Source organism: Actinomadura decatromicini (assembly GCF_008121305.1).
Taxonomy (GTDB): Bacteria; Actinomycetota; Actinomycetes; order Streptosporangiales; family Streptosporangiaceae; genus Spirillospora; species Spirillospora syzygii.
Genome location: NZ_VSRQ01000001.1, coordinates 1 through 12,442, shown reverse-complemented (window position 1 = coordinate 12,442; position 12,442 = coordinate 1). Strand labels below are relative to the sequence as shown.

Annotated in this window: 7 protein-coding genes, 2 tRNA genes and 1 rRNA gene; 7 read left to right on the top strand and 3 right to left on the bottom strand. The window is 73.1% G+C overall.

The window, feature by feature from the left end; all coding sequences use genetic code 11:
* Nucleotides 1-52: 52 nt before the first annotated feature.
* The 5 genes from FXF68_RS00050 (at nucleotide 53) to FXF68_RS00030 (ending at nucleotide 4,873) form a co-directional block, all read left to right on the top strand.
* Nucleotides 53-125 (top strand) — tRNA-Ala (locus FXF68_RS00050).
* Between the two features lie 338 nt (nucleotides 126-463).
* On the top strand, nucleotides 464-655 hold the full coding sequence (locus FXF68_RS00045) for a hypothetical protein (protein WP_222869733.1): 192 nt from the start codon (nucleotides 464-466) through the stop codon (nucleotides 653-655).
* 113 nt (nucleotides 656-768) lie between these two features.
* Entirely contained in the window at nucleotides 769-1,215 is a 447-nt protein-coding gene (locus FXF68_RS00040; RefSeq protein ID WP_148756780.1) for a hypothetical protein, read from the top strand.
* Nucleotides 1,216-1,299: 84 nt separating this feature from the next.
* A tRNA-Ala gene (locus FXF68_RS00035) sits at nucleotides 1,300-1,372 on the top strand.
* A 153-nt stretch (nucleotides 1,373-1,525) separates the two neighbouring features.
* Nucleotides 1,526-4,873 carry a serine hydrolase gene (locus FXF68_RS00030; protein ID WP_148756779.1) on the top strand — a complete coding sequence of 1,116 codons (3,348 nt, stop codon included), beginning with the start codon at nucleotides 1,526-1,528 and terminating at the stop codon, nucleotides 4,871-4,873.
* Nucleotides 4,874-4,901: 28 nt separating this feature from the next.
* Here the strand turns inward: FXF68_RS00030 and FXF68_RS00025 are convergent, their stop codons facing one another.
* Entirely contained in the window at nucleotides 4,902-6,002 is a 1,101-nt protein-coding gene (locus FXF68_RS00025; protein WP_148756778.1) for a baeRF2 domain-containing protein, read from the bottom strand.
* Nucleotides 6,003-6,151: 149 nt separating this feature from the next.
* Between FXF68_RS00025 and FXF68_RS00020 the strand changes: the two genes are divergently transcribed.
* Complete coding sequence (locus tag FXF68_RS00020; RefSeq protein WP_148756777.1) at nucleotides 6,152-9,424, top strand: ATP-binding protein; 3,273 nt, start codon at nucleotides 6,152-6,154, stop codon at nucleotides 9,422-9,424.
* A gap of 100 nt (nucleotides 9,425-9,524) precedes the next feature.
* Here the strand turns inward: FXF68_RS00020 and FXF68_RS00015 are convergent, their stop codons facing one another.
* Both FXF68_RS00015 and FXF68_RS00010 read right to left on the bottom strand, forming a co-directional pair.
* A complete protein-coding gene (locus FXF68_RS00015) occupies nucleotides 9,525-10,346 on the bottom strand; it encodes an ABC transporter permease (protein ID WP_148756776.1) in 822 nt (273 codons plus the stop codon).
* A complete protein-coding gene (locus FXF68_RS00010; RefSeq protein ID WP_148756775.1) occupies nucleotides 10,343-11,344 on the bottom strand; it encodes an ATP-binding cassette domain-containing protein in 1,002 nt (333 codons plus the stop codon). The genes FXF68_RS00015 and FXF68_RS00010 overlap by 4 nt, the downstream gene beginning before the upstream one ends.
* 777 nt (nucleotides 11,345-12,121) lie before the next feature.
* Here FXF68_RS00010 and FXF68_RS00005 point away from each other — a divergent pair.
* Nucleotides 12,122-12,442: ribosomal RNA gene (locus tag FXF68_RS00005) — 16S ribosomal RNA — on the top strand; the annotation flags it as partial.

Sequence of the window (12,442 nt, the reverse complement as noted above, 5' to 3'; positions counted from 1 at the left end):
CTCCGTCCTATACACTGGCGGGGCGCCGCGGGATGAACGTCCACGCGGCGGCGGGGCTATGGCGCAGTTGGTAGCGCGCCTCCATGGCATGGAGGAGGTCTGGGGTTCGAATCCCCATAGCTCCACTCGGAGTTGGGAGTGGTGTGGTCGAGGCTTTGCCTCTTTCCCGCCACTCCTTCGTCGTGTTTGCCCGGGGGCAACCCCCGGACCCCCGATGTGGGGGGCTCCGCCCCCCACGCCCCCCTTGTGGCTGGGGCGTCGGGTTCCGTGCGGCCTTGTGGCTGGGGCGTCGGGTTTTGTGCTGTCCTGGTGGTTTGGGGCGCCGGTTCCCTGCGGGCCTTGGGGCTGGGCTGGTGGGTGGGTGTTCGGGGGTCCGGCCTTGGGGGTGGAGCGGATGGTTGCGGGGGGTGGTTTCATGCCTGGTATGGGAAGACATCGCAGGGGGGCGACGCGGGAGGTCACGGTGGCCGACCTCATCGACGAGTTGCGCAAGTACGAGCCGGGGACGCGGGTTCGGCTCGCGATCCAGCCGCGGCTTCCGCAGGAGCACGCGGTCGGGCCGGTGGCCGAGGCCGACGGGATCGTGTGGATCGGGGACGGCGGGCAGCGCGGCTACGCGCCCGACGAGGTCCGCGAGCGCCTCGGCTGGGTCTGACCGCAAAAGGTTCGCCATGACGGCGGTCGGCTTTCGTCCGGGCGCGCTTCATCGTGTTGATCATGCGGGAACGCCACGGGGTGGCGATGCGTGATCGAGATGAGGACTGCCCCATGAGAAGCCGGACCACCGGACGGACGCTGCTGCTCGTGCTGGCCGCCGCCGCCGTCCCGGCCGTGCCCGCGGTCGCGCTGGCCGCGCCGCCGCCCGCGCCGGACACCGCCGCGAGCGCGCCCGGGGGGAGCGCCGCGCCGCAGACCCCGAGCACGAGCGACTGCGCGAAGGCGCTGCAGGTGATCACGTCCCTCGGACTGCTTCCGAAACGTCCCGACCTCGGCCGGGTCATCTGCACGTCGCGGGCGGAGAAGGAGGCGCGGCCCGCGCGTCCCGCGAAGGGCGGCACCACCGGCCAGATCACCAGCGAGCACACCGCGAGCAACGGCCGGACCGTCCGGGAGAACGAGGTTCTCGGCGTCCCGGTCGAGTGGCCGAGGAACGTCACGGTGCATGTGCCCACGGTCAACGACCGCTGGTACACCTACAGCGCGAAGCAGGGCTGACGTCGGACGCGGCCCGCGGCGGGGCGTCCCGCCGCGGCCCGCGTCCAGAGCGCTCCCGACTTGCACTAAGCTTTTCCCGACCGAGGGGCTATGGCGCAGTTGGTAGCGCGCCTCCATGGCATGGAGGAGGTCTGGGGTTCGAATCCCCATAGCTCCACACGGAGTCCGGGAGTGGCGAGTTCGGCGCGAAAGCGCCGGTCGCCACTCCTTTGTCATGTTTCGCCCATTCATGTCGGTGCCGTCACCCGAACCCGCTTCCTGACCGGATCGTTGGCATCAGAGAAAGCCCGACCCGACCAGAGGGGCTCCGGTGACCCGACGCCTGCGCATCGACGACCTGACCGACCTGGCGCTGCCCGAGCAGCCCGCGCTGTCCCCCGACGGCACGCGGCTGGTGTACGTGCTGCGCACGGACGACACCGCCGCGGACCGCTGCGTCCGCAGGCTGTGGACCGTGGACACCGCCGGGGGCCAGCCCCGGCGGCTCACCCGCGGCGCCGCCGACGTGTCGCCCGCCTGGTCGCCGGACGGGTCCCAGGTCGCCTTTCTGCGCAGCGAGGACGGGCCCCCGCAGGTGTGGCTCCTTCCGGCCGACGGCGGCGAACCCGAGAAGGTCACCGATCTGCCGCTCGGCGCCGGGCCGCCGTGCTGGAAACCCGACGGCACGGCGCTCGCGTTCACCGCTCCCGTCGACCTTGACGCGTCCCCTGGTGAGGACGGCGCGGCTCGGGCCCGCAGGCCGATCGTCACCGACCGGATCGACCACCGGGCGGACGGCGCCGGTCTTCTCGGGCGGGTCCGGGCGCATGTCTTCGTCCTGGAACTGGAGACGCGGCAGGCCAGGCGGGTGACGTCGGGGGACTGGCACGCCGGGGACCCCGCCTGGTCGCCGGACGGGACGCGCCTCGCCTTCGGCGCCACCCTGCCCGACACCGACCTGACCGCGCACATCGCCGCGTACGTGCTGGACGTGTCCGACCGGAAGGCCGTCCCGCGGCGGGTGGGCCCGGCCGAGGCGGCGGTGGGCCCGGTGGTGTGGACGTCCGGCGGCGACGCGCTGCTGGTCATCGGCACGTACGGCACGGTGCTGGGGCACAACCGGCTGCTGCGCGTGCCGCTCGACGGCGGACCGGCGACCGACCTGTCCGGCATGCTCGACCGCAACGTCATGCCGGGCATGCCCGGGTACCCGGGGTCGGTGCCGCGCCTCGTCGAGGGCGGCGAGAAGGTGCTGTTCTGCGCCCGCGACCAGGGGTGCACGCATCTGTACGTGACGTCCACGGGTGGCGACGGCACGCCGAGGCGAGTGGTCGGCGGCCCTGGGTGGGTCGTCTCGGGCGTGGACGCGCGGAACGGGACGGCGGCGCTCGTCCTGACCACCGAGGAGTCGTTCGGCGAGGTCGTCACCGTGGACCTCGCGACGGGGGTCGACACCGTCCGCACCGCGCACGGCGCGCCGTTCGCCGAGGCCGAGTCGTACCGGCGCGAGGAGCGGATGTTCCCCATCTCGGACGGCGCCGTCGTGCAGGGCTGGGTGATGCGCGACCCCGACGCGGACATGCCCGGTCCGCTGCTGCTCGACATCCACGGCGGTCCGCACAACGCGTGGAACGCCGCCGCCGACCACGCGCACATGTACCACCAGGAGTTGGTCGCGCGCGGCTGGACCGTCCTGTTGCTGAACCCGCGGGGCAGCGACGGCTACGGCGAGGGGTTCTTCACCGCCGCGCTCGGCGGCTGGGGCGTCGCCGACACCGCGGACTTCCTCGAACCGCTGGACGCCCTGGTCGCGGAGGGCGTCGCGGACCCGTCCCGGCTCGCCGTCTCCGGCTACAGCTACGGCGGCTACATGACCTGCTACCTGACGAGCAGGACCGACCGGTTCGCGGCGGCGGTGGCGGGCGGCGTCGTGGCCGACCTGGTGAGCCTCACCGGGACGTCCGACTGCGGGCACCACCTGGCCGAGTACGAGCTGGGCGGGACGCCCTGGGCCAGCCCCGACCGGTACACGGAGATGTCCCCGTACAGCCGGGTCGAGGACGTCCGGACGCCGACGCTGCTCCTGCACGGCACCGCCGACCTGCGCTGCCCGGACGGGCAGGCCGAGCAGTGGCTCGCCGCGCTGCGGGCGCGGGGCGTCCCGTCCCGGCTCGTCTACTATCCGGACGCCTCGCATTTCTTCTTCCTGGACGGGCCGCCCTCGCAGCGCGCCGACTTCAACCGGCGCATCGTGGACTGGGTCGAGCGCTACGCGGGCGGCGCGGGCCGCGCCTCCATCGACGCGGCGCACTGGCGGCGCAGGCTTGCGGAGCTGGCGGAACGGCACCGCGTGCCCGGCGCGGTCCTCGGCATCCTGCGGGTCGTCCCCGGACGCGAGGACGAGCTGGTGGAGGCGGCGCACGGCGTCCTCAACACGGCGACCGGCGTGACCGTCACGCCCGACTCGCTGTTCCAGATCGGGTCGATGACGAAGGTGTGGACGGCGACGCTCGTCATGCAGCTCGTCGACGAGGGCCTGCTCGACCTGGACGCCCCGGTCGTCGACGTCCTGCCCGAGCTGCGGCTCAGCGACCTGGAGGGCACGAAGCGCGTCACGATGCGGCACCTGCTCAACCACACGAGCGGCATCGACGGCGACGTGTTCACCGACACCGGGCGCGGCGACGACTGCGTCGAGAAGTACACGGCGGAGCTGGCCGAGGTGGCGCGGAACCATCCGCTGGGCGCGACCTGGTCGTACTGCAACTCCGGGTTCACCCTCGCCGGGCGGGTGGTCGAGAAGCTCACCGGCCGCACCTGGGACCGGGCGCTCCGCGAGCGGCTGATCGAGCCCCTCGGCCTGGAGCACACCGTGACGCTGCCGGAGGAGGCGCTGCTGCACCGCGCCGCCGCCGGGCACGTCGCGGACGGCGACGCCGCCCCGGTGCGCGCCGGGACGTGGGCGCTGCCCCGCTCGCTCGGCCCGGCGGGGCTGATCACCGCGTCCGCGGCGGACGCGCTCGCCTTCGCCCGCCTGCACCTCACCGGCGGGCTCGCCCCGGACGGCGCACGGCTGCTGAGCGAGCGGAGCGTCGCCGAGATGGCCGCCGAGCACGCCGTCCTGCCGGACCGGTACGGCCCCGGCGACTCGTGGGGGCTCGGCTGGGCGCGGATGGGCTGGGACGGCCGCCGCCTGGTCGGCCACGACGGCAACACGATCGGCCAGTCGGCGTACCTGCGCGTCCTCCCGGACGAGGGCCTCGCGGTCGTGCTGCTCACGAACGGCGGGCAGCACGTCGACCTGTACGAGGACCTGTTCCGCGAGGTCTTCGCCGAACTGGCCGGGGTCGCGATGCCGCACCCGGTGGAGCCCGCGGCGCCGTCCCCGCCGGTCGACATCCGCCGCCACACCGGCCGCTACAGCCGGACGGGCGCCGACCTGGAGGTGTTCGAGCGGGCCGGGCGGGCCGTCCTGCGCATGACGGCGACCGGCCCGCTCGCCGAGATCGTCGCGGAGCCGGTCACCGAGTACGACCTGCACCCGGTCGACGCGGGCGGGAACCTGTTCGCCGTCCGCGAGCCCGCCGAGCGGACCTGGCAGCCCGTCGCGTTCTACGCGCTGCCGACCGGCGAGCGCTACCTGCACTTCGGGGTGCGCGCCACCCCGAAGTGCGAGTGACCGCCCGGCCCGGTCCCGTGCGGCCCGGTCAGGCGGTGTAGCGGAGGACGGCTCCGACGTGCAGGCCGGGGCCGGGCCCGTCCGACGGCAGCAGGACCAGCTCGCCGTCGGTCGCGGCCGCGGCCCTGACCAGCGCCGCGTCGGCCCTCACCGGCTCGGGCGAGGGCACGCCGAACTCGTCGCGCAGCTCCTCCCGCGACGTGGCGACCTGGCTCGGGTCGGGGCCGATCCACAGCCGGTCGGCCGAGTCCGGGTCGCCGTCGAGCAGGAGCGTCTCCACGCGCCCCTGCCGGACGGCCTCCGTGGTGGCGGGCAGTCCCTCGACGGCGCGCTGCCCGTTCGCCAGCTCGCGGTCGAAGCGCTCGGCGACGGCCATGATCCGCTCGGTGGTCTTGAGCCGCAGCAGGCGGCGCAGCTCGGCGCCCAGCGCGGGGTCGTCGACGGTCGTGTTCTTGTCGGTCTCCACGGTGTGTTCGAGGACGCTCTCCGACACCTCCTCCAGGACGGCCGTCCGCGCCCGCACGTCACCGGCGATCAGCACGGCCTCGGCGCGGCAGCGGTCGGCGGCGCGGTCGATCTCCTGCGCGACCTTCTTGGCGTTGGCCTTCCAGACGTTCTCCGACGAGCGCTGGAACCGGGACTGGTTCCAGTCGCCCGCCTTCGTCTTGCGGATGGGGTAGTCCTCGTCGCCGCGGACCTCGTAGCGGTGGCGCCGCCCGTCCGGGCCGACGCAGTCGATCTCGCCGCCGCGGCGGTCCACCACGGCGAGCAGGTGCGGGAAGCGCTCGCCGCGCTCGGCCAGGTAGGGCAGGACGTCCGGGAGCGGCCCCACCGTCGCGCGGGACGCCGCGGGCGGGCCGGGCAGGCGGGCGCTGTGCACCACCTCGCCGTCCGCCGCGAAGACCACCAGGCCCTCCGAGCGGCGCGCCAGCATCTCCTCGTCGATGGTCTGCTCGATCGCGCGCAGCGTGGCCGCCGGGGCGGCGCGGTCCTCCAGATCCGCGCGCAGCGCCCGCCACCGCAGCTCGGCGGCCTTGGACGCGTCCTCCGTCGTCCGGGTGAGGTCGGCGTAGACCGACGCGAAGGGGCCCGGACGCTCGTACAGCGTCTTGAGGAATGACAGATCCATAGAATGGCCGTACCCGCTTTTTCTGGTGCAAACGTCAAGATTGGGGCTTCTGGGGCGTTCCTCGCCGCTCCGGTTACCGGCCGCGCGCCGCCCTCCGTGCGCGCGTGCGGCCGGCGCATCGGCGACAATGACACCCGGAAGGGGGACTCGTGCGCATCGGCATCCTGGGCCCGCTCGACGTGCGGGACGAAACCGCCCGGCCCGTCGAGGTCAGCGGCCCCCGGCTGCGCGTCCTGCTGGTCCGGCTGGCGGTGGAGGCGGGCCGGCCGGTGTCGGTCGGCCGGCTGCTCGACGATCTCTGGGACGGCGCGCCGCCGAGCGGCGGCGGCAACGCGCTCCAGGCGCTCGTCTCCCGGCTGCGCGGCGTCGCCGGGCGCGACCTCGTCGAGCACGGCCCCGCCGGGTACCGGCTCGGCATCGACCCGGCGGAGGTCGACGCCGTCGCGTTCGAGCGGGACGTCGTCGCCGCCCGCGCCGAGGACGACCCCGCCCGCCGCGCCCACCTGCTGCGCGCCGCGCTCCGGCTCTGGCGCGGCCCCGCCCTCGCCGACGCCGCCGACGCCGCGTTCGCCGCCGCGCCGATCGCCCGGCTGGAGGAGCTGCGGCTCGCCGCCGTCGAGGACCGGGTGGACGCCGAACTCGCCGCCGGGCTGCCCGTCCCGCCGGTCGCCGACCTCGAACCGCTCGCCGCCGCGAACCCGCTCCGCGAACGCCTGCGCGGCCAGCTCATGCGCGCCCTCTACGCGGCCGGACGGCAGGCCGACGCCCTGGAGGTGTTCGAGGAGACCCGCCGCGCCCTCGCCGACCGGCTCGGCGTCGACCCGTCGCCCGGGCTGTCGGCCGTGCACCTGGCCATCCTCCGCCGCGACCCCGTCGTCCGCAGCGCCGCCGAGCAGCCCGCCGCGCCGGCCCCGGAGGTCCCGCCGGACGTCCCGCGCCCCGCCCGCACGAACCTCCCCGCCCAGCTCACCAGCTTCGTCGGACGCGAGGAGGAGTCCCGCCGCGTCGGCAAGCTGCTCCGCGAGACGCGGCTCGTCACCCTCACCGGCCCCGGCGGCGCGGGCAAGACGCGCCTCGCCGGGGAGAGCGCCGCCGCGCTCGTCGAGGAGATGCCGGACGGCGTGTGGTTCGTCCCGCTGGCCCCGGTGAGCACCCCGGCCGACGTCGTGCAGGCCGTGCTCGCCGCGCTCGCCGTCCCGGAGACCGTCCGGCCCGTCGAGACGCGGGTCGTGCCGAGGCCCCTCGAACGGCTCACCGACTTCCTCGCCGCCAAGCGGATGGTCGTCGTCCTCGACAACTGCGAGCACGTCCTCGACGCGACGGCGCGGCTCGCCGACCACGTCCTCGCGCAGGCCCCCGGCGTGCGGATGCTCGCCACCAGCCGGGAGCCGCTCGGCATCACGGGCGAGTCGCTGTGCCCGGTGCCGTCCCTGCCGCTGCCGGACGCGGACGTCGCCGACCCCGCCGAGGCGCTCGGGTTCGCGTCCGTCCGGCTGTTCGGCGACCGGGCGGCGGCCGTCCGGCCCGGCTTCGCCGTGGACGCCGAGACCGTCGCCGACGTCGTCGAGATCTGCCGCGCGCTGGACGGCATCCCGCTCGCCATCGAGCTCGCCGCCGCCCGGCTGCGCTCGCTCACCCCCGGCCAGGTCGCCGCGCGGCTCGGCGACCGGTTCCGGCTGCTCACCGGCGGCAGCCGCACCGCGCTGCCCCGGCACCGCACGCTCCGCGCCGTCGTCGACTGGAGCTGGGACCTCCTCGACGACGTGGAGCGCACCGTCCTGCGCCGCCTGTCGGTGTTCGCGGGCGGCGCGACCCCGGACGCCGCCGTCGACGTGTGCGGCCTCCCCGCCCCCGACGCGCCCGAGCCGCAGGACGTCATCGACGTGATCGCCGCCCTGGTGGAGAAGTCGCTCGTCATGGCGGACGGCGACGCCGAGGTCCGCTACCGGCTGCTGGAGACCGTCCGCGTGTACGCGGGGGAGCGGCTCGAGGAGGCCGGGGAGGCGCTGCGCGTCCGGTCCGCGCACGCCGCGCACCTGGTCGCGCTCGCCGAACGCGCCGAGCCGGAGCTGCGCCGCCGCGACCAGCTCCGCTGGACCGAGCGGCTCGCCGCCGAGCGCGGCAACGTCACCGTCGCGTTCCGGCACGTCATCGACACCGGCGACCGCGACACCGGGCTCCGCCTCGTCGCGGCGCTCGTCTGGTTCTGGGTGCTGCGCGACATGGAGGTCGAGGCCGGGCACTGGGCGGTCGCGGTCCGCGACATGGTCGGCGACGACCCGCCGCCCGGGCTGGAGGAGCAGCACGCCCTCTGCGTCATCTCGGCCAAGGTCATCAAGGAGATGACCAAGGACGTCGGCCCGACCCGCGAGTCGCTCCACGCGGTCTTCGACACCGTCGCCGACGCCCTGCCCGAGCGGCCGCTGCACCCCGTCCTCGCCCTGATGGAGTCGGCGTCCGCGCTGCTCAGCGGGGACCTGGGCGAGATCACGCGGCGGCTGCGGCGGATCGAGGACCACCCCGACCCCTGGGTCCGCGCCGTGTCCCACACGCTGCTCGCGCACATGGCCATCAACACCGGGCACATCGACGAGGCCGCCGCGGAGGCCGCCGACGGCTACGCCCGGTTCCGCGACCTCGGCGACCGCTTCGGGATGATCCTCGTCCTCAGCGGAATGATGCAGGTCGCCATGGCGCGCGGCGAGCTCGCCGAGGCCGTCGCGCTCGGCGAGGAGGCGTACGGCTACGCGACCATGGGCGTCAGCCCCGAGCAGGGCGCGTCGATCCTCGCCCAGCTCGGCCGGGCGCGGGCCGAGCTGGGCGACCTCGCGCAGGCCCGCGACGACGTGGAGCGGGCCATGGCGCAGACGGAGCGGATCGGCGAGCTGGCCGACGCCGCCGGGGCGTCCCTCCAGCTCTGCGAGATGGACCTGAAGGGCGGCGACCGCGCCGCCGCCCGCGCGCACGCCGCCCGCGCCCGCCGCTGGACCGAGCCGCGCGGGCACCGTCCCGACTTCGCGCAGGCCGTCCGCCGCACCCTCAGCCGCCTCGGCTCCCTCGCCGAGGAGGACGGCGACCTCGACGCCGCCCTCGACTGGCACACGAAGGCCTTCACCGACCTCCGGAACGACGCGCTGATGGGCAACCCGGCCCTGGCCACCATGGTCGAGGGCCTCGCGGCGTGCGCCGCCGCGCGCGGCGCCTGCGTCCGCGCCGCCGAACTGCTCGGCACCGCCCACACCTTGCACGGCTTCCGCGACGTGACGTCCTACGACGCGGAGCGGACGCACGCCTACGTCACGTCCGTCCTCGGACCGGACGCGTTCGCCGTCGCCTACGAGCGCGGCCGCCAGGTCACCCGCGACGACGTGTTCGCCGCGGGCGTCGACCTCGTCCGGTCGACCGCGCCCGAACCCGTCTGACCCGGCCGTCCTTAGGGCCGGAACACGAGAAGGCGAGGCGCCCCCGTTCGGGTTCATGCCTCGCCTTCCTCGCCTGTCCTCGCGTTTCCCAGGGCGGACGTCAGGCCCTCCGCGAGTACATCCGCATGGCCAGCGGGAACGTGACCGCGACGATTCCGGCCGCCCACGCGAGCGTGTACCAGACGTGGTTCCCGACCGGGCCGCCGACCATCAGCGCCCGCATCGACTCAGCGAGGTGCGTGACCGGGTTGACCTTCGTCCACGCCTCGAGCCACCCCGGCATCGTGGACGTGTCCGGCACCAGGATGCTGCTCCCGAACGTCAGCGGCATCACCCAGATGAACGCCAGCCCCTGGACGGTGTCCGGCGTCGGCGCGACCAGGCCCACCAGGACGGAGATCCAGCAGACCGCCAGGTAGAACACGTACGCGAGCGCGAACGCGGCCAGCACCGACAGCGGATCGGTGTGGAACCTGAACCCGAGGATCGACCCGAACACCACGAGGACCGTCATCACGGTGACGAACCGGGCCGTGTCGCCCAGCACCGAACCGATCAGCGGCGCGGAACGGGCGATCGGCAGGCTCCGGAACCGGTCGAACACGCCTTTGTGGATGTCCTCGTTCAGCGCCGTCCCCAGACCCATCGTCGCGAACATCGCCATTTGCGCGATCAAACCCGGCAACAACTGCTGCAAATACGAGTGCGTGTCGCCCGCGACCGCCCCGCCGAAAACGTAAAGGAAGAGCAGCAGGAACACGATCGGCATGAGAGTCGTGTCGAGCAGTTTCTCCGGGGAGTGCTTCAACTGGGAGATGTTGCGCCAAGCCAGCGTGAGGCCGTGGCGCAGTGTCCGCTGCGGGCTGATGCGCGCGGGCGGCTCGCCGGCGGGCCGGCGCGTTTCGACGGCGATGGCGGTCATGCCACGCTCCCCTCGGTGATGAGATCGGACTTCTCGGCTTCTGTTCCTTCTTCGCCTTCGTCTTCGGCGAGATGGCCTGTGAGCGTGAGGAACACCTCGTCCAGGCTCGGCATCCGCAGGGCCAGCTCGGCCGCCGTGATGGACGCCTCGTCCAGCCGCCTGACCAGCGCCGACAGCACGCCGGGATCGTGCACCGGGACGCTGACCAGCCCGGTCGGCTGCTGCACGTCGGGACGCTCGCCGCTCAGCTCGGCGACGATCGAGGTGAGCTGAGCCGTCCGGAACGGCTCGGAGGCGCGCACTACCAGCGTCTGCCGGCCGATCCGCCCCTTCAGGTCGTCGGACGTGCCCTCCGCGATAACCCGCCCGTGGTCGAACACCGCGATCCGGTCGGCGAGCGCGTCGGCCTCCTCCAGGTACTGCGTGGTCAGCAGGACGGTCGCGCCCTCCGCGACGACGCCGCGGACCGTGTCCCAGACCTCGTTGCGGGCCCGCGGGTCCAGCCCCGTCGTGGGCTCGTCCAGGAAGATGACCTCGGGATGGTTGATCAGGCTGGCCGCCAGGTCGAGCCGCCGCCGCATCCCGCCCGAGTACGTCTTGACGGCGCGGGACCCCGCGTCGGTGAGCCGGAACCTGTCCAGCAGCTGGCGCGCCCTGGCCTTCGCCTCCCGGCGCGGGAAGTCCAGCAGCCGGGCGATCATCACGAGGTTCTCGAAACCGGTCAGCTCCTCGTCCACCGAGGCGTACTGGCCGGTCAGCCCGATCATCGCGCGCACCCGGACGGCGTCCTTGACGACGTCGTAGCCGCAGACCTCGGCCCGTCCGGCGTCCGGCTTGAGCAAGGTCGCAAGCACGCGGACGGCCGTCGTCTTGCCCGCCCCGTTCGGGCCAAGCACCCCGAGGACCGTCCCCCGGCGCGCCGAGATGTCCACGCCGTCCAGGGCCTTGGTGTCCCCGAACCGCTTGCGCAGCCCTTCGGCGCGAATCACATCGTCCATCAGTCCGCCTCTCGCGGGTCTTCGCTGTGTCGTCCACCACCTTGGGCGAGGCCGCTGACACGGCGCGGACATCGGCCGCCGTCCGCTGACGCGACACTGACGCGCGCCTGACGCCGATCCCGTGAACGCTCGATGACCAGGACTTTTCCTTGTTTGGACGAGAGTTGGGCGAGCTCGATTTGACGGGGCGTGCGGGGCTGCCTAATGTTCTTCCTGCCCCAAGGGGATGCGGGACGCCGGAAGGCGGACGGCCCCGGGGGAAGCCGACAGAGGAAAAACGGTTCGCAGCTTGCTCCGGGCCGGGTTACTCTTGAATGGCAAGCCCGGACGGGATGCAGGACGCCGCGAGGTGGTCGGCCCGCAGGGTGCCCCCTACAAAACGATCTTCACGGGTCTTCTTTGGCTTGTGGTGGTGTCGTGAGGTTGGGGTTCTGGCAGGTCCCTCGTCCGTCGAAAAGATCTTCCTGGATCTTCTTGACAACGGGGACGGGTCAGGTAAGTTAGAAGGGTTGCCCCGGAGCCGGGGCCCGCGGGAGCGGGTGGTCGGCGCGGTGGGTGTCCGTTTCTTGAGAACTCAACAGCGTGTTAAAAGCCAGTGCCTTTATACGGCCAGGCCGGGTTTTCCTGGTTTGGTCGTCCCCGTAGCCACCCCTGTTGTGGGGTGGCGGGGATTTCTTTGAGGCAATGCACGGCCCTCTTATGTGGGGTCGTGTTTGCTGGGATTGTTTCCTTAAGGTTTGGCTGCGCGGGGTTCGCCCCTCGTGTGGTCGTTGTGCCTTGATGGAGAGTTTGATCCTGGCTCAGGACGAACGCTGGCGGCGTGCTTAACACATGCAAGTCGAGCGGAAAGGCCCCTTCGGGGGTACTCGAGCGGCGAACGGGTGAGTAACACGTGAGTAACCTGCCCCCGACTTCGGGATAAGCCTGGGAAACCGGGTCTAATACCGGATACGACCACCTCGCGCATGTGGGGTGGTGGAAAGTTTTTCGGTTGGGGATGGGCTCGCGGCCTATCAGCTTGTTGGTGGGGTGATGGCCTACCAAGGCTTCGACGGGTAACCGGCCTGAGAGGGCGACCGGTCACACTGGGACTGAGAC

Bases quoted from the DNA above. Each gene is read 5' to 3' on its own strand.
- FXF68_RS00040 (WP_148756780.1), top strand. From the start codon at position 769: ATGAGAAGCCGGACCACCGGACGGACGCTGCTGCTCGTGCTGGCCGCC.
- FXF68_RS00025 (WP_148756778.1), bottom strand. From the start codon at position 6,002: ATGGATCTGTCATTCCTCAAGACGCTGTACGAGCGTCCGGGCCCCTTC.
- FXF68_RS00015 (WP_148756776.1), bottom strand. From the start codon at position 10,346: ATGACCGCCATCGCCGTCGAAACGCGCCGGCCCGCCGGCGAGCCGCCC.
- FXF68_RS00010 (WP_148756775.1), bottom strand. From the start codon at position 11,344: ATGGACGATGTGATTCGCGCCGAAGGGCTGCGCAAGCGGTTCGGGGAC.